Annotated in this window: 18 protein-coding genes and 1 tRNA gene; 4 read left to right on the forward strand and 15 right to left on the reverse strand. The window is 40.9% G+C overall.

Annotation, left to right across the window (positions count from 1 at the left end; all coding sequences use genetic code 11):
- Positions 1 to 42: 42 nt before the first annotated feature.
- The gene (locus EZL74_RS01960) at positions 43 to 2,985 is read right to left on the reverse strand and encodes a S8 family serine peptidase (RefSeq protein ID WP_161971678.1); all 2,943 of its coding nucleotides are present in this window, start codon (positions 2,983 to 2,985) and stop codon (positions 43 to 45) included.
- A gap of 227 nt (positions 2,986 to 3,212) precedes the next feature.
- On the opposite strand from EZL74_RS01960, the gene EZL74_RS01965 reads away from it, so the two are divergent.
- The 3 genes from EZL74_RS01965 (at position 3,213) to EZL74_RS01975 (ending at position 6,740) form a co-directional block, all read left to right on the forward strand.
- Positions 3,213 to 4,652 carry a nucleoside recognition domain-containing protein gene (locus tag EZL74_RS01965; protein WP_131474907.1) on the forward strand — a complete coding sequence of 480 codons (1,440 nt, stop codon included), beginning with the start codon at positions 3,213 to 3,215 and terminating at the stop codon, positions 4,650 to 4,652.
- 83 nt (positions 4,653 to 4,735) lie between these two features.
- On the forward strand, positions 4,736 to 6,343 hold the full coding sequence (locus tag EZL74_RS01970; RefSeq protein ID WP_131474908.1) for a fumarate hydratase: 1,608 nt from the start codon (positions 4,736 to 4,738) through the stop codon (positions 6,341 to 6,343).
- Between the two features lies 1 nt (position 6,344).
- Positions 6,345 to 6,740 (forward strand): hypothetical protein, encoded by a 396-nt coding sequence (locus EZL74_RS01975; RefSeq protein ID WP_131474909.1) that lies wholly within the window; start codon positions 6,345 to 6,347, stop codon positions 6,738 to 6,740.
- A 59-nt stretch (positions 6,741 to 6,799) separates the two neighbouring features.
- Here the strand turns inward: EZL74_RS01975 and EZL74_RS01980 are convergent, their stop codons facing one another.
- From EZL74_RS01980 to EZL74_RS02035, 12 genes are all read right to left on the reverse strand, one after another.
- Positions 6,800 to 7,453: a CoA transferase subunit B gene (locus EZL74_RS01980; protein ID WP_131474910.1), complete on the reverse strand. Its 654-nt coding sequence runs from the start codon at positions 7,451 to 7,453 to the stop codon at positions 6,800 to 6,802.
- Between the two features lie 5 nt (positions 7,454 to 7,458).
- Positions 7,459 to 8,157 (reverse strand): CoA transferase subunit A, encoded by a 699-nt coding sequence (locus EZL74_RS01985; protein WP_131474911.1) that lies wholly within the window; start codon positions 8,155 to 8,157, stop codon positions 7,459 to 7,461.
- A 246-nt stretch (positions 8,158 to 8,403) separates the two neighbouring features.
- Entirely contained in the window at positions 8,404 to 10,713 is a 2,310-nt protein-coding gene (locus tag EZL74_RS01990) for a penicillin-binding protein 1A (protein ID WP_131474912.1), read from the reverse strand.
- 4 nt (positions 10,714 to 10,717) lie between these two features.
- Entirely contained in the window at positions 10,718 to 11,203 is a 486-nt protein-coding gene (locus EZL74_RS01995) for a gliding motility lipoprotein GldH (RefSeq protein ID WP_131474913.1), read from the reverse strand.
- Entirely contained in the window at positions 11,187 to 12,413 is a 1,227-nt protein-coding gene (locus EZL74_RS02000) for a PSP1 domain-containing protein (protein WP_131474914.1), read from the reverse strand. Before EZL74_RS02000 ends, EZL74_RS01995 begins: the two co-directional genes overlap by 17 nt.
- Positions 12,414 to 12,530: 117 nt before the next feature.
- Entirely contained in the window at positions 12,531 to 13,565 is a 1,035-nt protein-coding gene (locus tag EZL74_RS02005; protein WP_131474915.1) for a radical SAM protein, read from the reverse strand.
- A 59-nt stretch (positions 13,566 to 13,624) separates the two neighbouring features.
- A complete protein-coding gene (locus EZL74_RS02010; RefSeq protein ID WP_131474916.1) occupies positions 13,625 to 13,855 on the reverse strand; it encodes a ferredoxin in 231 nt (76 codons plus the stop codon).
- A complete protein-coding gene (locus tag EZL74_RS02015) occupies positions 13,855 to 15,096 on the reverse strand; it encodes a peptidase U32 family protein (RefSeq protein ID WP_131474917.1) in 1,242 nt (413 codons plus the stop codon). The genes EZL74_RS02010 and EZL74_RS02015 overlap by 1 nt, the downstream gene beginning before the upstream one ends.
- Entirely contained in the window at positions 15,096 to 16,454 is a 1,359-nt protein-coding gene (gene trhO / locus EZL74_RS02020; protein WP_131474918.1) for an oxygen-dependent tRNA uridine(34) hydroxylase TrhO, read from the reverse strand. The genes EZL74_RS02015 and trhO overlap by 1 nt, the downstream gene beginning before the upstream one ends.
- Positions 16,455 to 16,542: 88 nt before the next feature.
- A complete protein-coding gene (pth, locus tag EZL74_RS02025; protein ID WP_131474919.1) occupies positions 16,543 to 17,166 on the reverse strand; it encodes an aminoacyl-tRNA hydrolase in 624 nt (207 codons plus the stop codon).
- A gap of 221 nt (positions 17,167 to 17,387) precedes the next feature.
- A complete protein-coding gene (locus EZL74_RS02030; protein ID WP_131474920.1) occupies positions 17,388 to 17,996 on the reverse strand; it encodes a 50S ribosomal protein L25/general stress protein Ctc in 609 nt (202 codons plus the stop codon).
- A 104-nt stretch (positions 17,997 to 18,100) separates the two neighbouring features.
- Complete coding sequence (locus EZL74_RS02035) at positions 18,101 to 19,042, reverse strand: ribose-phosphate pyrophosphokinase (protein ID WP_131474921.1); 942 nt, start codon at positions 19,040 to 19,042, stop codon at positions 18,101 to 18,103.
- 229 nt (positions 19,043 to 19,271) lie between these two features.
- Between EZL74_RS02035 and EZL74_RS02040 the strand changes: the two genes are divergently transcribed.
- Positions 19,272 to 19,351 (forward strand) — tRNA-Leu (locus EZL74_RS02040).
- A 50-nt stretch (positions 19,352 to 19,401) separates the two neighbouring features.
- Here the strand turns inward: EZL74_RS02040 and mgtE are convergent.
- Together mgtE and rsmA are read right to left on the reverse strand one after the other, a co-directional pair.
- Positions 19,402 to 20,751, reverse strand: a complete 1,350-nt coding sequence (gene mgtE / locus EZL74_RS02045; RefSeq protein WP_131474922.1) for a magnesium transporter — start codon at positions 20,749 to 20,751, stop codon at positions 19,402 to 19,404.
- Positions 20,741 to 21,520, reverse strand: coding sequence for a 16S rRNA (adenine(1518)-N(6)/adenine(1519)-N(6))-dimethyltransferase RsmA (rsmA, locus tag EZL74_RS02050; RefSeq protein WP_131474923.1), 780 nt, complete (start codon positions 21,518 to 21,520; stop codon positions 20,741 to 20,743). The genes mgtE and rsmA overlap by 11 nt, the downstream gene beginning before the upstream one ends.
- Positions 21,521 to 21,552: the final 32 nt, after the last annotated feature.

The raw sequence follows: 21,552 nt of genomic DNA on the forward strand, positions 1-21,552 counted from the left end.
AAGGCTCCCAACTTGGGAGCCTTTTTTTACAGCTATTGTCGTTTATTTATTTAAAATAACCTTTTTGGTAGTTTTATCCGTCCCATTCTCCAGTGATAACAGATATACTCCTTCTTGTAAATTCTCGATGTTAAGCACTTCATTCAAATTATCCGTGGTTTTGCTGAGTATCGCTCTCCCTTGAATATCGTGTAAGGTTAAAACCGTTTTGTCGTTCATTTCGGGCAAACTGATATTGATGATTCCCTTGGTAGGATTTGGATAAATCGTAACATTGGCTAAGACATTCGCAGTAGTTGACAAATTTGCCGGAAGGACATAACAAAGATCAATCGCAAAAGAGTTTATAGTTCCGCCGTCTCCGTTATAAGGGTCTACAACACTTAAAGTCCACACCCCGTCTGCCGGTAAAGTATTGAGCGAACTCAACGAATCATAAGGGGCAATACTCCCCGAAATGGAAGGGTTTCCGGAACAAGTAGGTACTCCGCCCGAATCATCCATGGTACAGTTGATATTATCATTGTCGCCACAAGGCTCTTTTAGTAAAATAATTTTCGGACTTCCGATGGATGCCGGACCTATCAGCGATATGGTCATGTCTTCAACGTAGGTGTGCGTAATATTCATGCGAACGTTCAAATCTCCAATGGTGTAACCTCCGGTAATTGTGATTGGTACACTTGCAGAAGAATCGGCCGATGAGGAAATTGCAGCATTTGAGAAATTGGTAGCCGAAAATGAACTGGACCCACACACTACTACTCCAGTATCAAAAGAATAAATTGCAGCAGTAGTAGCCGTAGCATTACCACAACGATTACTCGGAATGACTCTCCAATAGTATCTGGTTTGTTGATTTAAACCGGTAACCGTAAATTGATTAGTGGTAACGGTTTCATTGATATCCATTGAGCTGAAATTAGCTAAAGTAGACACCTGAACCGTGTAACTTTCAGCATTAGACTGATTATCCCACTTTAAGTTTACGGTGGTTGAAAGACCATTTTGAGAATTGGTCGGAGAGGTTAATACCACATTTTGAAAAGCCGAACTGTAGATGCGCAACTTTTTAAAACGGGTTTCGGTCTCAGTAGCACTGGTTCCTTTAATTCCTATGTAATAATCACCGGGAGCAACATTTGTCAGACCGGAAATAGTCATAGTAACGGTTCCGTTAGCATTTAACGAATTGTTATTAAAACTGGCAGTAGCCCCAGCCGGCAATCCCTCGGCGCTGAAAGTTGTAGTGCCTGAACCTGTTTGTTTATAGGTAAAAGTATAGGCAGCGGTTTGATCGGAACATACCGTCAAATCAGGAGTGGTAGAGGTTAAAGAAAAAGTGGAACTTATACCGGTTACCACCAGAGAATAATTTTGATTTCCACCCACCAATGTTCCTTTGTGCGTGATCGAAATAGTGTAAATACCCGCACTTGGATTGTCTATCTTAACCAATTCAACATTGTCAACATTGTTGTCCCCGTCACGAACAGCCGGACTGCTTGGGTCAATATCCAATCGCCATGGATAATAAGTAGTGTTATCCTTGGTTATTCTTATGTCTAAATCATTAACCAAACGAGGGGTAGGATCGTTTTCGGTTAAATCATCCATTATAGGATTTCCCGGAACGTCTGTCCAGGTAACAGAAGCCATCAAAGGGGTAGTACCGTCTGATTTTACCGTCATGGTATAGGTTTGACCTTGAGTCAAATTTTCTTCAGAAACCCATGATGTCAGTCCGTTTCCGGTTAAGGTTTCAGCCGCTTTTTTGGCATTTAATAATCCCCAACCAAAAATAGGATCAGGACCTACCATACCACTATCGTCGGCAGTATGACAGGCTAATCCTTTTAAGGTGGCTGATCTCATGAAGCTGTTTGTTAGGTTTTTGTAGTGTTGTTGTAATAACAGTAGAGTTCCCGCCACGTTAGGCGAAGCCATTGAAGTTCCGGTTAAGGTTGCGGTTGCCGTATTGCTTTCACTACTTGTTGAAGTCACACTGGTACCATTACCTGTAATATCCGGTTTGATTCGCATATCGTCGGTGGGTCCTTGACTGCTCGAAGAGTTAATAGCCACACTGGTTAAATTGCCATTGGTAGCTACCACGGCATCTTGTGCATTGGCTACAACCAAATTGTTCTTACACACTTTATTAGTGGTCAATTTGTCGTAACCAAAGGCAATAGGGTTGGCGTTATTATTGTTGGTTCCATCGTTTCCGGCTGAGGCCACCATTAAATAATAAGGAGAAAGATAGGCGGCTTCGTCCCAATCTCTGGCATCAGATGTATACGCTCCTATATACCAAGCGGGTAGAGTGGTAGAGTTGCTGGTTACCGGAGTTCCGTAAGAGTGATTAGAAATCAACATTCCTTGTTGTACTTCACTCATCACTTCCGAAAGATCATTAGTCCATTCAAAAGTTCTGGCTGATGCCTGATAAGCCATTCCTTTTGTGGCAGCAGCTGCATTTGAAGCCATAATGGTTCCGGTAACGTGAGTGGAATGTACTACATAAGAAGTACTGCTGGGTTGATCAACCACACTTACTCTGCCGGAAAATAAAGTGTGAGAAGCTCTCACCGTTCCTCCATCCCAAACACGGGCCGTCATACCTTGTCCGTTTAAATCTAATCCTAACGAACCACCGGTATTCAAGTGGTTAGCACGAGTAGACTTGGCCGCATTAGCATTGTCTGTGGCATAGTATATGGGGAAACCGTTCGGCGTAACTTTCATCAATTCGCTTATCGATCCGTCTTCATTTATTTTTCTGATGGGTAGATTGTGGTTTCGGGCGTAGACGATGGCCTTTTGTTTTTCGGTATCTTCTTTCTTTTTGAAAAAAGCTTCTCTCTCTTTAATCTTATCTAAGTCATAAGAAGACACTATCTTTTTTATATCGGTCTCATTTTGGGCAATAATAGATAAGGGAAAAACAAAAAAGAGAAAAAATAGCAGGTTGTTTTTTTTCATTTGAGTGGTGTTGGTTTTAAAGTGGGCAAATATATAAATCATTATTGCTAACACTATTAATATTTTGATTAATTATTGGTTTTTGGTTAAATATTAATTATTAATGCAATGAATAAAACATTTTATTAAGAATACACCCTAAATAATTGAGGTAAAAAGTAGTCTTTCCGGAGAAAATTTTTCTGTATAAAAGTGATAAATAGTTACATTTACCAAAAAAAGAAATTATGGTATTAAGTAGGTTTTGGCTGGCTATTTTTGTTTCTTCCATCGTTTTTGTAGTGTTCAGTTTAGTTACTTCAAACAGTTATTCGGTTGATTTCATCCTGAACGGAAAAAAAGACGACCCGATACTGATTGCTGAAAAATACCTGCACCAAGTTCCCAAGTCTGTTAAGGACAGTATTCAAAAGGCACCCGAGCAAACCATGATTATCGACAGAGACACCCTCAATCCGGATACGACTTATGTCTATAAAAGTAAAACCGTTAAAATTTACAGCGGTGTCCAAAAATCTGATGGGTTACTACCAACATGTAAAAACAGTTTGATGGATTTAATTTTGCCGTTAATCGCTTATTTGGCTTTTTTCTGCGGGTTGATGGAATTGTTGATTGTTTCGGGCGCTTCTGAGAAATTAGCCAAAATACTGAGCCCTGTTTTTGCTAAAGTATTTCCTTCTATTCCTAAAAACCATGAGTCTATATCCTATATGACACTAAATTTTGCTGCCAATTTCCTCGGTTTGGATTCTGCCGCCACACCGTTCGGACTCAAAGCCATGCAGAGTTTACAAGAGCTGAATCCGGAAAAAGACCGAGCCAGCGATGCTCAAATCATGTTCATGTGTCTCCATGCTGCCGGATTGACTTTGATTCCGACTTCAATCATTGGTTACCGGGCTGCCGAAAATGCCAGTAATCCTGCCGATGTGATGTTGCCGTGCATCATTACTTCATTCATCGGAACCATAGCTGCTTTTATCATTGTGGGCATCCGACAAAAAGTAAACTTCAGAAGTGCTTCATTGATTGTAGCTTTAATGGCTGTTATTGGCGCTATTGTTGGACTTTTGTTCTACATCAACCGATTGGATTTAATTGGCAAGAATGCGTTCACGTCTAATCTTTCCGGATTAATGTTGGTGGCCATCATAGGATTCACACTCGTATTTTCATTTTTACACGAAAAAAAGTTTGTGGAGAAAAACACCACTATTTTCGATTCTTTCGTAACCGGGGCTAACAATGGGCTGCAAACCGGAGTGAAGATTTTCCCATATGTTTTGGGAATGTTGGTCGCTATTTCGTTTTTCAGAAACAGTGGCTTATTCGAAATTATCAGCAACGGACTTTCCTTTGTTTTTTCCAATATCGGTGTGAGCAAACAAATTACAGATTCGTTACCGGTGGCTATGCTACGTCCGTTCAGTTCGGGTGGTTCTCGCGGATTCATGATTGATTCGATGCGCAATTTCGGTCCCGATTCGTTTACCGGACGATTGAGTTGTATTTTCCAATGCAGTGCCGAAACAACGTTTTATGTGATTGCCGTTTATTTTGGCAGTATCAATGTCAAGAATACCCGATACACATTGAGCACTATGCTTTTAGTAGATTTGATTTGCGTGGTGGCTGCCATCTTTGTAGCGAGTTGGTTTTTTTAAAAAAACTGTTGATTTCTATGCCGTTTGCTTTCCTTATTTAGAGTAGGAATGTGTAACTTTACGCTTCAAAATTTATTTAAAAAATGGACTTTATATACCAAGATCCGTATCCGATTCTCAAAGACGATACGCAGTACAAAAAAATCTCTTCTGATTATGTAAAAATTGAAAAACTGGGTGAGCGCGAAATCCTGACTGTAGATCCGAAAGGATTGGAATTGCTGGCTGAAACGGCCATGAGTGATGTGTCGTTCATGTTGCGTTCGTCCCATTTGCAAAAGCTGAGAAATATTATCGAAGATCCCGAAGCCACTGACAATGACCGTTTCGTGGCGTATAATTTATTGCAAAATGCCGCCGTGGCTGTTGAAGGCGAATTGCCATCGTGCCAGGATACCGGAACAGCAATAGTAATGGCCAAAAAAGGCGAAAATGTATACACCGGGGCTGATGATGCCGAATGGTTATCCAAAGGAATTTTTAATACGTATCAAAAACGCAATCTTCGCTACTCGCAAATCGTGCCTGTTTCTATGTTTGAAGAAAAGAATTCAGGTTCTAATTTGCCGGCACAGATTGATATTTATGCCAAAAAAGGAGCTTCTTATGAGTTTCTGTTTTTGGCCAAAGGAGGCGGATCGGCCAACAAAACATTTTTGTACCAAAAAACCAAATCGCTCCTCAACGAAAAATCACTAGACGAGTTCATCCGCGAGCGCATAATGGATTTGGGGACTTCGGCCTGTCCTCCTTATCACTTGGCTATTGTCATTGGCGGAACTTCTGCCGAGGCCAATTTGGCTGCCGTGAAAAAAGCTTCAGCAGGATACTACGATCATTTACCCACCACCGGAAATATGGCCGGTCAGGCTTTCCGTGATTTGGAATGGGAGAAAAGAGTGCAGCTCATTTGCCAGGAAAGTCACATCGGAGCACAATTTGGCGGTAAATATTTAACCCATGATGTACGCGTGATTCGTTTACCGCGTCATGCGGCTTCTTGTCCGGTAGGTATGGGGGTTTCCTGTTCTGCTGATAGAAATATTAAAGGAAAAATTACCAAAGACGGTATTTTTGTAGAACAACTCGAAACCAATCCGAAGCAATTTTTACCCGAAACCGCGCCACATTTGGAAGAACCGGTTGTGATAAACCTAAACCGTCCGATGAAGGAAGTCTTGACCGAATTATCGCAATACCCCATCAAAACCAGATTGAAATTAAACGGTACTTTAATCGTGGCAAGAGATATAGCGCACGCTAAAATCAAAGAACTATTAGATGCCGGTAAACCAATGCCCGAGTATTTTAAAAGCCATCCGGTGTATTATGCCGGCCCGGCGAAAACTCCTGAAGGTATGCCATCCGGAAGTTTCGGACCAACTACCGCAGGGAGAATGGACGTGTATGTTGATGAATTTCAGGCAGCAGGCGGTAGCATGATTATGCTGGCCAAAGGTAACCGCAGTAAAGAAGTGATGAATGCATGCCAAAAATACGGAGGGTTTTATCTGGGTTCCATCGGTGGTCCTGCCGCGATTCTGGCTAAAGAAAACATTCTATCGGTTGAGGTGCTTGACTTTGAAGAGTTAGGCATGGAAGCGGTTCGTAAAATTGAAGTAAAAGATTTCCCGGCTTTCATCATCACAGATGATAAAGGAAATGATTTCTTTGCCGATTTAAGCCATTAAGATGTTATTCAGGACAACATTTGCCGAGTTTTACGAGAAAGTCAAAGAAAGTTTGAACGAAGGGACTTTTGCCAAATTAACGTTTGCCAAAACCATCGGAAATACCGATTTGATGAATATTTACATTCGGCCGATAGTGGAAGACGGTATTTTGCAATTAGAACTTAAGTATAAATTTCAAAGAGAAGAGATTGTTGAGTTTTACTCAATTGATGAGGCTTTTGAAAGACTGTTGCCGTTTGTAAACAATCCGTTTCTCTCTGTAATTTTGTTTACCACCGAATATGATTTGGTATACAAACTCAATAAAAAAAGAGCTGTAAGCATCGCCGAACAGCCACCAACGTTTGCTCATGCTTCTCCGGCTCTTTTAGAATATTTAGCGACGAGGAAGTAAACAAAAAAACCACAAACTCATTTCGAATTTGTGGTTTTTACTTTTATACAAATAGCGTATTAAATTACCATTTCCGGAATTTCCCCTTCAATAATCAAATCGGCTTCGGTAGAGGCTATGATGTGTTCAACACTAACGCCCGGAGCACGCTCCAGTAGTTTGAATCCTTTGGGTGTGATTTCCATGACAGCCAATTCGGTAACCACTTTTTTCACGCAACCTACACCGGTTAGGGGCAAGGTACAGCGTTTTAAAATTTTGCTTTCACCGGCTTTATTGACGTGCATCATGGCCACAATAATATTTTCGGCAGAAGCGACCAAATCCATAGCGCCTCCCATTCCTTTGACCATTTTTCCCGGGATTTTCCAGTTCGCAATATCGCCGTTTTCGGCCACTTCCATAGCGCCCAAGATGGTCAAATCTACTTTTTGACTGCGAATCATTCCGAAACTGAAAGCGGAGTCAAAGAAACTGGCTCCGGGTAAAGTGGTGATGGTTTGTTTTCCGGCATTAATGATATCGGCATCTTCTTCGCCTTCATACGGAAAAGGTCCCATGCCCAATACTCCGTTTTCGCTTTGAAATTCAACTGAAATATCCGTACGCACATAGTTGGCCACCAAAGTCGGTATACCGATTCCTAAATTTACATAATAACCATCTTTGACTTCTTTGGCTATTCGTTTTGCGATTTCCTCTTTTCCTAGCATGACTATTATTTTTTTCGGGTTGTTCGTTGCTCAATGCGTTTTTCAAATTTTTCTCCCTGAAAGATGCGCTGTACCATAATTCCCGGAATGTGAATTTGATTGGGATCGAGCGAACCTACCGGTAATAATTCTTCTACTTCGGCTACGGTTATTTTGGCAGCACCTGCCATACAAGCGTTGAAGTTTCGGGCTGTTCCTTTAAAAATCAGGTTGCCGGCTTCATCACCTTTCCACGCTTTTACAATAGAGAAATCGGCTTTGTAGGCCAGTTCCATCACGTGCATTTTGCCATTAAATTCACGGGTTTCCTTTCCTTCGGCTACTTCAGTTCCGTAACCGGCAGGGGTAAAAAATGCCGGAATTCCGGCTTGTGCGGCGCGACATTTTTCTGCCAAAGTGCCTTGTGGTGTCAGTTCTACTTCCAATTCGCCCGAAAGCATTTGGCGTTCAAATTCAGCATTTTCGCCTACATAGGAAGAAATCATTTTTTTGATTTGTCTTTTTTGCAGTAACAGGCCCAAACCAAAATCATCAACACCCGCATTGTTGGAAATGCAAGTTAATCCTGTTGTGCCTTTTTTTACCAATTCGGCGATGCTGTTTTCCGGTATACCGCAAAGACCGAAACCACCGAGCATGATGGTCATATTATCCTCGATACCTTGCAGTGCTTCTTGAACCGAGTTTACTTTTTTATTAATCATGTTGTGTAATTTGTTAGTGCCGTAAATTTAGGAATTAAATGGAAAAACAGAGCGAATTGCAAGAGAGATTCAGTGGTTTTTTCTATTTAGACAGTACTTTCGATAGTGTATAGCAGTTTTTTCAGATTCTTTGATTTTGCTGATATTTTTCAGGGGGAGAAGTCATTAATGTTACTAATCTGAAATAAAAATAAAATATCCCGTTAGTTTGGATAACGGGATATTTTTATCGGAATTAAAATTGAATTACAATCCGAATTCGTCAGGGTTTTGCTCTTCTTCCGTCGGAACGGCGTTGGAGTCAACCTCTACTTTCTTGCGTTCGTAACAATCCACTTTAATCGAAAGATTATCCGGTCGTTGGAACGGATCTTTTGAAATTTGCAGATCCTTATCCTCGTAGCATTTTTTCATCATGTAGCCCCAAATAGGTAAAGCTGCGGTAGCTCCTTGTCCGTAAGTAATCCCTTTGAATCGGGCCGAACGGTCTTCACAACCTACCCAAACTCCGGTCACTAAATTAGGAACCATACCGATAAACCAACCGTCGGACTGATTTTGTGAAGTTCCTGTTTTTCCGGCGATAGGATTGGTAAACATATACGGATAACCTGTCCAACGGTTGTCGCCGTTACCGCCGCCTTGTGTGCGCAAACGTACACCCGATCCGGTTTCGGTAACTCCCTCTAATAATTTAATCACGGCATAGGCAATGTCTTTGTTGAGTACGTCGTGAGTTTCGGGTACGGGTTCGTAAAGCACCACACCGTTTTTATCTTCTATTCGACTGATGAACTGAGGTTTAACATACACTCCTTGGTTGGCAAAGGTGCTGTAAGCTGCTACCATATCTTCAACCGTAATTTCAACAGCTCCCAAAGCTATAGAAGGCTGTGCCGGTATGTCTGATTTTACGCCCAATTTTTTTGTTAATGCTACTACAGCTTCCGGTCCTGTTTTGTCTATGAGTTTGGCAGATACCGTATTGATGGAAAGAGCCAGAGCTTTTTTAAGAGTAACCATCCCTCGGTATTGGCGATCGGAGTTTTTCGGTTCCCAATCTTCGGTTACGTTGTGGCGCCCTTTGTGAATCATAAACGGACTGTCGATAATAGAATCACAAGGCGACATTCCTAGTTGTTCAATAGCCGTAGCATATACAAACGGTTTGAAAGTTGAACCTACCTGACGGGCTCCCTGACCTACGTGGTCATACTGAAAGTATTTATAATCGATACCGCCCACCCAAGCTTTGATATGACCGGTTTGTGGTTCCATCGACATTAGTCCGGCTTGTAAAAAATGTTTGTAGTAGCGAATCGAATCCATTGGAGTCATGGTGGTATCGATTTCTCCTTTCCAAGAGAAGATTTTCATTTTGGTCTTTACGTTGAAAGAGGCTATGATTTCTTCGTCTGATTTGTCTAAATCCTTCATTACCCTCCAACGCTCTGAGGTTTTCATTGCCTTATCCATGATTCTTTTGGTTTCGGCTTCGGTAATGTTGATGAAAGGAGCGTTTTTGTTGTCTTTTTGCTGGGCAAAGAACTCCTGTTGCAGGTTTTTCATGTGAGCCTGCACGGCTTCTTCAGCATGTTCCTGAATTTTGGAGTCGATGGTGGTGTAAATTTTTAGACCATCACTGTAAATGTCGTAATCACTACCATCGCTTTTCTTGTTTTCTTTGGCCCAATTTTTCATGTACTCGCGGAGGTATTCTCTGAAATAAGTTGCGGTCCCTTCTTTATGGCTTTCGGGGTGAAAGTGTAAAACGATAGGCTGCTGGGCTAATTTATTTTTAGTTTGCTCGTCAAGAATACCGTTTCGTTCCATTTGGCCTAACACGGTGTTTCTTCTCAGACGTACTTTTTCTAAACGTCGCAACGGATTGTACAAGGATGGATTTTTCAGCATCCCCACAAACATAGCTCCTTCGTCGATGGTTAAATCACGAGGTTCTTTTCCGAAATATACTTTAGAAGCGGAACGGATTCCGACAGCGGTGTTTACAAAGTCAGCCTTGTTGAGGTACATGGCAATGATTTCGTTTTTGGTATATTGTCGTTCCAATTTAATGGCGATGATCCACTCTTTCACTTTTTGAATGATACGGAATGGTTTAAAACTGGAACCTTCCCCGTGAAATAACAGCTTGGCTAATTGTTGGGTTAAGGTACTCGCTCCACCATCAGACCCTAGTTTTAAGGCGGCACCAAACGTTCTTCGGGCATCAATACCTGAATGTTCATAAAAACGTTCATCCTCAGTAGCGACCAAGGCTTTTACCAAATGAGGAGGCAAGTCCTCAAACTTGATTGGCGTTCGGTTTTCGTTATAAAACTTACCAATGGTCACTCCGTCAGAAGAAATGATTTCGGTGGCCAAATTGGATTCGGGGTTTTCTAAGTCTTCAAAGGAAGGCATTGCTCCAAAAAAGCCCCAAGAGGCCAAAGCAAAAAACAAAACCATTATTCCAAGGCCATAAAAAAACAACTTCCAAAATTTCTTTTTGTAGTAGTTGATGTCTTTGAGGGTTGTATTATTTTTTTGTGCCATATTTTTATTCTGTAGATTCAATTCGGAAACCAACGTCGGTTATGCCGGGTAGAGTGGGTAGTCCTTCTATTTTTCCGGTTTGTCTGACCGCATGTCTGATGTGGATTTTATAAACCCCCTTTTGGGTAAAACGCTCATTTTCTTTGTAAAAGAGTTTGTTTTCCTTAATATCAGTAAAGCCATCACCTAACAATGTTCCGTCGGGATTGGTCATCTGATATTCTAAGGTGTCTACTTTTACTTTGTGATTCGGTTGTTCCAAAGACACAATCAGAAATAAATTATTGAACGGATAATCATCATTATCTCTGATGTTAACATACATATTGTATGCTTTAGCGGCATCTAATTTTGGCAATTCAAAAGTAACCACGCTGTCTTTGTGCCAGGCATTGCCAACAGATTTATACTCGTCAAAAACTCTTTTTTTGTCGCAGGAAATGACTAAAAAAAGAAGCAAAACAAAAAGGATACTATTTTTTATCTTCATTCTTTTTGATGATTACAGGTCTCTTTCCTTGTGGCTTTTGGTTTTGTCCTTTATTTTGATCTCCGTTCTGATTCGGGGCTTTAGCTTTGTTACGGTTTCTGTTTTTCTTTTTGTTGCGGGGTTGGTCAAAACGGGTCAAACTCTCTTGTCCCATAGCATTGTTGAAATCTTTTTCCGGTTCAGAGGTGGTTTCAACAGCAAAATCTTCAAGTGAACTTACTTTTTTGCCCTGTTTATTTTGTGCTGCTATTTCGCGTACTTGCTCTATTTTCAACACATGCCAGTTGGCAAAATTATCAGTATAGGCAAACCACATTAGCCCTTTAAAAATATCCTGTTTTTGGCAAATAGCATCGCCTTTTTCGGTTTTTAATTTGGTTTCAAATTCAGGAAAATCTTTCAGCGCATCCATGTACGTGTCTAATTCATAGTTCAGACAGCATTTTAATTTTCCGCACTGCCCGGCTAGTTTTTGCGGGTTTAATGACAATTGTTGGTAGCGCGCTGCCGAGGTGTTTACACTCCTGAAATCAGTCAGCCATGTCGAACAGCACAATTCTCTTCCGCAAGAACCGATACCGCCCAAACGCGAAGCTTCCTGACGGAATCCTACTTGTTTCATTTCGATACGGGTGCTGAATTCGCGCGCGTAATCTTTAATCAAAAGACGGAAATCAACGCGGTCATTAGCAGTATAATAGAACGTTACTTTGGAGCCGTCACCCTGATATTCGATATCTGAAATTTTCATTTCCAGTTTGTGCGCAATAGCCAACTCGCGGGCTTTTACCTTCATGGGCTCTTCCTTATCGCGGGCTTCGCTCCAAATGTCAATGTCTTTTTGAGATGCTTTTCGGTATATTTTCGGAATTTCGTTACTGTTGTAATTTGCCCCTTTTTTCTTCATTTGAATTTTGACCAATTCGCCGGTGAGCGTAACAATTCCCACATCATGACCGGGAGATGCCTCGGTAGCTACTATGTCTCCGATGCTCAATGTCAGTTTTTCGGTATTGCGGTAAAATTCTTTTCGGCCGTTTTTGAAACGCACTTCCACGCAGTCAAAAGGTTCCTGACCATTGGGCAGACTCATATTGGCCAACCAATCAAAAACGGTTAATTTGTTGCAGCTATCGGTGCCGCAAGTCCCATTATTTTTGCATCCTTTAGGCGCTCCGCCATCAGATGTTGAACAACTTGTACAAGCCATAAATTGAATATATATTGATCGTCTCGGGTATATCAACAGCGAGACTACTAGTCCTAAACGTTAAAAGTGTAAAGATAGTATTTTGTTGGTTTAAATTTCAAAAGAATTTTGCTGCAATTAATTCAGCTCAACACTGTAGTTTAGCATGTTTCGGTTGGGTTTTTCCAAATTTCTTTTGGAAACAAAAATGTTTCTGAACAACAGGCTGTTCCATCGGTTTCTTCTTTTCCAGTCGGCAAAGGTTTCCTCTTTCCAGTTAAAATCGTCTTTCCAGTAAAATTTCGGAGAAACATAACAGTAGGTATAAGGCAGCAGATACGAGCTGTTGTTTCCGGTGTTTACAATCAACGACTGGTTTTCTTCTCTCAAAATTGTTTTAGGAAAGAGAAGTGTGATGCCTCTTCGGGCCGATTCATTTTTCATAAAACCCGAAACTTCAGCGTAATCTTTTTCAATGGCTTTTAAACTGAAATTGGCATAAGTTGTTTCTCCAATCTTGTCAATAGGTCTTAGCTGAATAATGTCGATTTCATAATGGCCATATACGGTAAAAAAGTCTTTCAGTTGATGAAAATTATCTTCGTTAAAGGTATAATTGATGCGCAATTTCAGGCCTGGATTTTGTTTCTTTTGTTCGGTGATGTTTTGCAATACCTCGTGAAATTTTTCATAGACACCTTTGTCCATAAGATCTTCATAAGTTTCTTGGGTCACGCCGTGCATAGAAAGTATGAATTCATTCAGACCAGCATTGGCAAAATCAGCAATGTCTTTTTTGTCTAATAAATTCCCGTTAGTTACCATGCTGATGTACGGCACTCTGTGCTTTTTGGCAATTTCAATCAGTTTGGTGTTGTGTTTGAAAAGAGTCGGTTCGGCACCGCAGCCAATTTGAAGCTTGAGTGCATTTTTAAAATTGACTTTGGCCAAAGCTTCCAAATCCTCTTCTTTGAACATACCTTTCATGTTGGCACGAACATAGGCGTCATCGGTAAAATAACACATTTTGCATCGCAGGTTGCACGCCAAAACGGGGTCAAACTGAATGGCCAGATATCGTTTGTCTAAAATGCTCAACAGCCACAAGCCAAAGAATTTGATTCGGTGACTTTTGATGAAAGCATTGAATTTTAGAATTTTATAGATATCCATGATGTCTTTATCGGAAAGATTTTTTAAAAGTACATTTTTATTTAAAAAAACCTCGAATATCAGGTTTCTTTAACACTGATGATTTTCACCGGACAGGCTTTTTCGGCCAATTCGCAGGATTCAACTATGGTATGGTCAGCCGATTTTAGGGTGTAAAATCCTTTGGCATTGACGGATTTTAACAACACCGATTTTCCGTCTTTTTTTGACATTTGAAATTGAGCCGGAGCCATTTCTACACAGTAATTGCAACCAATGCATTTGTCTCTCTGCAGGGTAACTACAACCATTAGTTTTCTACAATTTTATACATCTTGTCCGAAAGACGAATGCGGAACGGCACTTTCAAAGTACAACTGTCGCCTTTGGTGGCTTTTTCTAATGCTAAATCGTTTACCATCATTTCTTCGACTACCATTTCCTGAGCTCCGGTGCTGGGCCCGGTAATGAGTATTTTGTCGCCTTTTTTGATGTCGTAGGCCTCTATTTTAAACTCAGCTATGCTGGCTTTTGGAAAATAGTGCATCCCTTTGCCAATGTAAACTTTCTTTTGGGTAGCACTCGAGCCTGGGTTATCAGACCATTCGCCCAACTTTTGACCCAAATAATACCCGCTCCAAAAACCTCTGTTATAAACGGTAGCCAAAGTTTCCATCCAACCACTGATTTTTTCTTTGGTAAATGTGCCTTCGTAATACGAATCAATAGCTTCTCTGTAGGTTTTAATTACAGTGGCAACATAATCGGCAGCCCGTCCTCTTCCTTCAATTTTCAGAACTTTGATGCCCGAATCAATCACTTGGTCCAAGAAATCAAGGGTACACAAATCTTTGGGCGACATCATGTATTCGTTGTCAATTTCAATTTCGAAACCGCTTTCCTGGTCGATAACGGTATATTTTTTACGACAGTTTTGTTTGCAGGCACCGCGATTGGCCGAAGAATTGTGCGAATGCAAACTCAAATAGCATTTGCCCGAAACCGCCATACAAAGTGCCCCATGGCCAAAGATTTCAATTTCAACCAAATTCCCGCTTGGGCCTTTGATTTGTTCCTTTTCAATATCGGCCGTAATTTTCTTTACCTGACGCAAACTCAGTTCTCTTGACAAGACTATAGTATCGGCAAATAAGGCGTAGAATTTTACCGTTTCGATGTTGGTGACATTCAATTGAGTAGAAATATGCACTTCCAGTCCCATAGTCCGGGCGGTCATGATTACCGCTTGGTCAGAGGCAATTACCGCGGTAATTCCGGCTTCTTTGGCTTTCGCCAAAAGTGTTTTTACAATCGATAAATCGTGATCGTAAATAATCGTATTTAAGGTCAGATAGGTTCTGACGTTTTTTTCGTTGCATCTGCGGGCTATTTCGGGTAAATCATCTAATGTGAAATTTACCGTGGCACGGGCACGCATGTTCAATTGTTCAACGCCAAAGTAAACCGAATCACAACCGTTATCTAATGCAGCTTGGAGTGATTCAAAGTTTCCGGCAGGAGCCATCAATTCAATTCTTCCTGAAGTAGTCATTAGCTGGTGATTTTAAATAATTTGTCTGACAAACGAACACGGAATGGTACTCGAAACGTTACTTTATCTCCTGGTTTTGCCAGAGTTTTTTCCAGACCGTTGACCAACATTTGTTCTAAAACCAATTCCTGATTGCCGGTAGTTGGTCCGGAGATCAGTATTTTATCTCCCAATTGCAGTTCCTGATTTTCTATGATGAATAAGGCTACTTGTGCTTTTACATAGTAATGTTCAACTTGGGCAACCAAAACTTTTTTGATTCGTATTTTTTGACGGATGTCTTTTGTTTCCTGAACTTTCGCCAAAGGAACATCAGGCAACGCTCCCGAGTGTTTGAAGCGCAGGTTTTCCGAACGGCCTTTGCGGAAGATTTTATTGCCTACTTGTTTGCCTCTTCTCAATTTAACCTGTTCGGCCAATGGCAGATGGGTAATTTCAAGGCATTCGGTTGAGCAGCAGTTTTCCATCAAGGCTTTGCACTCGTCGCATTGGATGAACAATAAATGGCAACCGTCGTTGGCGCAATTGGTATGATTGTCACACGGTTTGCCGCACTGGTGGCATTGAGATACAATGTCTTCAGTGATGCGTTCACCCAAACGGTTGTCGAATACAAAGTTTTTTCCGATGAATTTGCTTTCGAGTCCTTCCTCTTTGATTTGTTTGGCGTATTGAATGATACCGCCTTCCAATTGGTAGACATTTTTGAAACCTTGGTGTTTGAAATAGGCGCTGGCTTTTTCGCAACGAATACCTCCGGTACAATACATCACCAGATTTTTGTCTTCTTTGAAATCTTTCAGTTGTTCGTTGATGATAGGCAAACTTTCGCGAAAGGTCTCCACATCAGGGGTAATGGCACCCTTGAAATGGCCCACTTCACTTTCGTAGTGGTTTCTGAAATCGACCACTATGGTGTTAGGGTCTTCCAATATTTGGTTGAATTCCTTGGCTTTTAAGTGAATACCTTTGTTGGTTACGTCAAAAGTATCATCGTTCAGACCATCGGCTACAATTTTGTGGCGCACTTTGATGGTGAGTTTTAAAAACGAATGATCATCGTGTTCTACGGCTACATTCAGGCGGATGCCTTTCATAAAATCATAGACTTCCAAGGTGTCTCGGAAGGCTTCAAAATTTTCGGCCGGTACGCTCATCTGAGCATTGATGCCTTCATGGGCTACGTAAATTCTACCCAGCGCATCGAGTGCGTTCCAGGCAAGGAATAATTCGTTACGAAATTGTTGTGGGTCTTCGATTTTGGCGTACGCATAGAAAGACAAAGTCAGTCTTTGTTTGCCGGCTTGGTCAATAAGCTCGGCTCTTTCTTCTGCGCTTAAAGTGTTATACAGTTGCATGCTATAAACGTTAAGTGAGAATTATGTTGTGAATTCTAAATGGAAGAATTCGGTGCAAAGGTACATTTTTTACAGAAACAACAAGGGCTTATTTTCCGTTAAAGGAATTCATGGTGTTGGCTAATCCGGCCAGTGCAAACGATTCGATGATTTCCTTGGATATTTTATACCGCTCGGGGAGTTTGGCTTTTTCTTCTTCGTTCCATTCGCCCAAAACGTAATCTACCTGTTGGCCTTTTTTGAATTCGTCGCTGATGCCGAAACGAAAGCGCGGGTATTCGGAGGTATTCAGCAGCAGTTGGATATTTTTAAGTCCGTTGTGCCCGCCGTCGCTGCCTTTGCCTTTGATGCGAATGGTGCCGAAGGGTAAGTTCAAGTCATCGGTAATAATCAATACGTTCTCTTTGGCGATGTTTTCTTTTTCCATCCAATACTTAACGGCTTTACCGCTAAGGTTCATGTAGGTATTGGGTTTTAAAAGAATGAGTTTTCTTCCTTTAAGGTTGTATTCGGCTACGGCTCCTAATTTGGCGGTTTCAAAGGTCAGGTTTTCCTGTTGGGCCACATAGTCTAATACTTTGAAGCCAATATTGTGACGGGTATTTACATATTCGGCACCAATATTTCCAAGACCGACAATGAGGAACTTTTTCATAGGTTCTGTATTTTCTGAAACTATATTTTTAGTAAATAATTTGGTAAACCAATTCATGGGGCAAAAGTAGCTAATTTGAAAATTTGAAAATGAGTTAATTTGAAAATTTGTGTCCAAAAGTTTATAAAGCGCCTTTGGTTTGTTTTTAGCCCCGACAGGAGTAACTACCGCGTAGTGCGGATGGCGGGAACACGGAATCCAAGAAGGCTCGAACCTGTCGCTCCTAAATGAAAAAGCCCCGTTTTTCAACGAGGCTTTTCTTATAACTTGGAAATGAATTATTTTTTCTTTCCTTTTGCAGGAGCTTTGGCTGCTTTGGCTGCTTCTTGAGCGGCTTTCATAGCGGCACGTGAAATCTTCACCTGACAAACCACAGTGTTATCCGGGTGCATCAATTTGAAGTTGTTAGTCTCCAATTTGGTAACGTACAATTTGTTACCCATTTGCAATTCAGAGATGTTGGCTTCAACATAATCCGGAAGATTTTTTGGTAAAGCTTTTACTTTTAATCTTCTTTGGTTCAAACGTAAATCACCTCCTAACAATACACCTGGAGAGGTACCTGTAATTTTCACAGGAACTTCCATGATGATTTCTTTGTTGTCGTTCAACTGGAAGAAATCAATGTGTAAAATTTTGTCTGATACCGGGTGAAACTGAATGTCCTGAAGGATTACATTGTTAGTTTTTCCGTTCAAATCAACTACAACAGTGTGAGCGTTTGGAGTGTACACCAATCCTTTAAATGCTTTTTCTTCTGCTGCAAAATGTACTGGTTGGTCTCCTCCGTAAATAACGCAAGGGATCATTCCAGCATCACGTAAGGCTTTTGTAGCTTTTTTGCCTACGCTTTCTCTTTCTTGTCCTTTAATCGTAATCGATTTCATTGTAAAAATATATAGTTAATAAATAAAATACTTAGTTGTTAGTTGTTGGTTTACAGTTGTTGGCGATTAATATTTTACCATCAACCATCAACCGACAACTTGATTTACATCAGGAATTTACCACTGATAGAATTGTTGTGTTGCACCATGTGCATAACTTCTGCAAAAAGCGGCGCACAACTCACCACTCTTATTTTTTTCGATTCTCTCTTTAACGGAATAGAATCGGTGACTATCAATTCGCTCAATTGTGAATTTTCTATTTTGTCATACGCATCTCCCGAAAGGATAGCGTGTGTACAAATGGCTCTCACACTTATAGCACCTTTTTCAATCATTAAATCTGCCGCTTTGGCCAAAGTTCCTCCAGTATCGACCATGTCATCTACCAAAATCACGTTGCGCCCTTTTACTTCTCCAATCAACTCCATCGTGTCAATCACGTTGGCGGCTTTGCGTTGTTTGTAACAAATCACCACATCCGATTCCAAAAATTTAGAATAGGCATAGGCTCTTTTGGAACCTCCCATATCTGGTGATGCTATGGTCAAATTCTCCAACTGCAGACTTTTTACATAAGGCAAAAAGATGGTTGAAGCAAACAAGTGGTCTACCGGTTTTTCGAAAAACCCTTGTATTTGATCGGCATGCAAATCCATCGTCATGATTCGGGTGGCACCGGCGGTTTCCAACAACTTGGCTACCAGCTTGGCTCCAATCGGAACTCTGGGTTTGTCTTTTCGGTCTTGTCTGGCCCATCCAAAATAAGGAATTACGGGAGTGATGTGTCGGGCTGAGGCTCTTTTGGCGGCATCAATCATCAACAATAACTCCATTAAATTGTCGGCACTCGGAAAAGTAGAGCAGACAATAAAAACGCGTAAACCTCTTATAGACTCTTCAAACGAAGGCTGAAATTCACCATCACTATACTTTGAGAACGTAACTTTACCTAGTGGAACACCATAGTGACTGGCAATTTGTTCCGCTAAATAGACGCTTTGCGAACACGCAAAAATTTTTGCTTCTGGTTCTAGTTGCGACATTGTAATTTGTTGTTTTGATTCGCGGTGTTTATCCGATTTGACCGAATTTTTTTATTCAGACCGTCAACTGTATAATCGCCTCGAATGTAGTTAGTTAGTTGTGTGTTGCTGTAACGCGGTGCAAATTTAGAAATTAAATCCGAGTCTGAAAGGATATTTTTAAGTATTTTTTTGATAGTTTGAAGAAAATTTATTTACATTTGCACCCACAAAACACCAAAAGTCTATTGCCCGGATGGCGGAATTGGTAGACGCGCACGACTCAAACTCGTGTTCTTAGGAGTGTGGGTTCGATTCCCACTCCGGGTACTAAAAGAAAAACCTCTCAGCAATGAGAGGTTTTTTTTATTTGTTAAATATTAAAATCCAAGAATCATGCGGGCAATTCCAAAATAAAGGATAATACCAAATACATCATTTGTGGTTGTAATAAATGGCCCGGTTGCAATGGCAGGATCAATTTTGTTTTTGTGAAGAAACAGAGGAACCAAGGTGCCTAACATGGCCGCAAATAGAATGACAACGATAATAGAGATAGAAATAGCTAATCCTACTTGATATTGTTGATACATTACAGAATGATAAACCAACAGAAAGAGTGAAATTATAGTTCCGGAAAGCATGGCCACCAATAATTCTTTTTTAAAGTAGTTTTGACTAAATTCTTTTAAAGATCCGTTGGCTAAACCTTGTACTACGATGGCCGAGGCTTGGACTCCAATGTTTCCCGCTGTTGCAGACAGTAAGGGAACAAAAATGATGAGCGTTTCATATTTGTGAAATGCCGATTCGTTGTTTTTTAGAACAAAAGAGGCTACAATTTCGATTACCATGCCAATCAAAAGCCACGGCAAACGTGCTTTTATTAATTCGAATACGGTATCGCCGGCTTCTACGTCTTGCGTAATCCCCGCCGCCATCTGGTAATCTTTATCGGCTTCTTCTTTGATTACGTCTACGATATCATCAATAGTGACGCGACCTACTAATCTACCCAATTCGTCTACGACCGGAATGGCTTCCAAATCGTACTTTTGCATTATACGGGCTACTTCTGTGTTAGGGGTGTCTACTTTTACGTAGTCCACTTTTTTGATGTATACTTCGCTGATGGGTGTTTTGGTAGAAGTAGTCAATAAATCTTTAAGGGAAAGTCTTCCTTTCAGTCTTCCGTCATCGTCTACAACATAAATAGAGTGTACCCGGGTTACATTTTCGGCTTGTATGCGCATTTCTTTAACACAGGTCAACACATTCCAGTTTTCGTTGACCTTTACCATTTCTTTCCCCATCAAACCTCCGGCAGTGGTTTCGCTGTAGCGCAACAAATCCACAATGTCTTTGGCGTGCTCTACGTCTTCCAGCTCCGAGATTACCTCTTCTTTTTTGCTTTGCGACAATTCGGCAATAATATCCGCGGCGTCATCGGTATCTAATTCATCAAGCTCTTCCGCAATTTCTTTGGCGGAAAGACCCTGAAGGATTTTTTCACGTACATCTTCTTCCAGCTCGGGCAGAATTTCAGCGGTGATTTCGCTGTCCAGAATTCGGAAAATATAAGTAGCTTCTTCAATATTTAATTCATCAAAAATCTCCGCAATATCGGCATGGTGCATGTCATTCAACAAAACAGCCAATTCCTGGTCATTTTTTTGATGAATGAGTTGCTCGATTTGCGTTAAGAGTTCTTTGCTGATATTAAACTGCATGGGCTTCTATTTTTTGAGTAAGTTCGATGAACTGTTCTACAGATAACTGCTCCGGACGGAGGTCAAAGATAGTGTCTTCTTTTAAATTATCCGAAAGGTTGAAGGATTTTAAACTATTTCTAAGGGTTTTCCGGCGTTGTTGAAAGCCTGTTTTGACCACGTTAAAGAATAGTTTTTCGTTGCAGGGCAAATGGAAATTTGGTTTTCTCAACAAGCGCAACACCCCCGATTTTACTTTAGGCGGCGGATTGAACACATCTTCATTGACTGTAAACAAATATTCGGCATCGTAAAACGCCTGTACCAAAACCGATAATATGCCGTAAACCTTATTGCCTTTTTTGGAACAAATGCGTTCTGCCACTTCTTTTTGAAACATCCCTGTAAATTCCGGAACCTGCATGCGTAAATCCAAGCAACGGAATACGATTTGGGAAGAAATATTATAAGGGAAATTCCCGGTTATGGCAAACGGCTCGCCTTTAAAAACCTCGTTGATGTCGTATTTTAAAAAATCTTTGGAAATGATTTTGCCGTGTAATTTCGGATAATGGGCATTCAGGTACTCAACAGATTCAGTGTCAATTTCAATGACATAAGTTGTGGCCGGTTTTTCCAACAGATATTTGGTAAGAACTCCCATCCCCGGACCTATCTCCAGTACCTTGTCATAGCCTTGAAACCCCAAAGTGTCGGCTATGTCTTTGGCAATATTTTCATCGGTTAAGAAATGCTGACCGAGGTGTTTTTTGGCTTTTACTTGGCTCATTGTAGTCTGTTTGTCATTCCCCTGCAGACGGG

This window comes from Flavobacterium silvisoli (assembly GCF_004329815.1).
GTDB classification, from domain to species: Bacteria; Bacteroidota; Bacteroidia; order Flavobacteriales; family Flavobacteriaceae; genus Flavobacterium; species Flavobacterium silvisoli.

Bases quoted from the DNA above. Each gene is read 5' to 3' on its own strand.
- EZL74_RS01960 (WP_161971678.1), bottom strand. From the start codon at position 2,985: ATGAAAAAAAACAACCTGCTATTTTTTCTCTTTTTTGTTTTTCCCTTA.
- EZL74_RS01965 (WP_131474907.1), top strand. From the start codon at position 3,213: ATGGTATTAAGTAGGTTTTGGCTGGCTATTTTTGTTTCTTCCATCGTT.
- EZL74_RS01970 (WP_131474908.1), top strand. From the start codon at position 4,736: ATGGACTTTATATACCAAGATCCGTATCCGATTCTCAAAGACGATACG.
- EZL74_RS01975 (WP_131474909.1), top strand. From the start codon at position 6,345: ATGTTATTCAGGACAACATTTGCCGAGTTTTACGAGAAAGTCAAAGAA.
- EZL74_RS01980 (WP_131474910.1), bottom strand. From the start codon at position 7,453: ATGCTAGGAAAAGAGGAAATCGCAAAACGAATAGCCAAAGAAGTCAAA.
- EZL74_RS01985 (WP_131474911.1), bottom strand. From the start codon at position 8,157: ATGATTAATAAAAAAGTAAACTCGGTTCAAGAAGCACTGCAAGGTATC.
- EZL74_RS01990 (WP_131474912.1), bottom strand. From the start codon at position 10,713: ATGGCACAAAAAAATAATACAACCCTCAAAGACATCAACTACTACAAA.
- EZL74_RS01995 (WP_131474913.1), bottom strand. From the start codon at position 11,203: ATGAAGATAAAAAATAGTATCCTTTTTGTTTTGCTTCTTTTTTTAGTC.
- EZL74_RS02000 (WP_131474914.1), bottom strand. From the start codon at position 12,413: ATGGCTTGTACAAGTTGTTCAACATCTGATGGCGGAGCGCCTAAAGGA.
- EZL74_RS02005 (WP_131474915.1), bottom strand. From the start codon at position 13,565: ATGGATATCTATAAAATTCTAAAATTCAATGCTTTCATCAAAAGTCAC.
- EZL74_RS02010 (WP_131474916.1), bottom strand. From the start codon at position 13,855: ATGGTTGTAGTTACCCTGCAGAGAGACAAATGCATTGGTTGCAATTAC.
- EZL74_RS02015 (WP_131474917.1), bottom strand. From the start codon at position 15,096: ATGACTACTTCAGGAAGAATTGAATTGATGGCTCCTGCCGGAAACTTT.
- trhO (WP_131474918.1), bottom strand. From the start codon at position 16,454: ATGCAACTGTATAACACTTTAAGCGCAGAAGAAAGAGCCGAGCTTATT.
- pth (WP_131474919.1), bottom strand. From the start codon at position 17,166: ATGAATTGGTTTACCAAATTATTTACTAAAAATATAGTTTCAGAAAAT.
- EZL74_RS02030 (WP_131474920.1), bottom strand. From the start codon at position 17,996: ATGAAATCGATTACGATTAAAGGACAAGAAAGAGAAAGCGTAGGCAAA.
- EZL74_RS02035 (WP_131474921.1), bottom strand. From the start codon at position 19,042: ATGTCGCAACTAGAACCAGAAGCAAAAATTTTTGCGTGTTCGCAAAGC.
- mgtE (WP_131474922.1), bottom strand. From the start codon at position 20,751: ATGCAGTTTAATATCAGCAAAGAACTCTTAACGCAAATCGAGCAACTC.
- rsmA (WP_131474923.1), bottom strand. From the start codon at position 21,520: ATGAGCCAAGTAAAAGCCAAAAAACACCTCGGTCAGCATTTCTTAACC.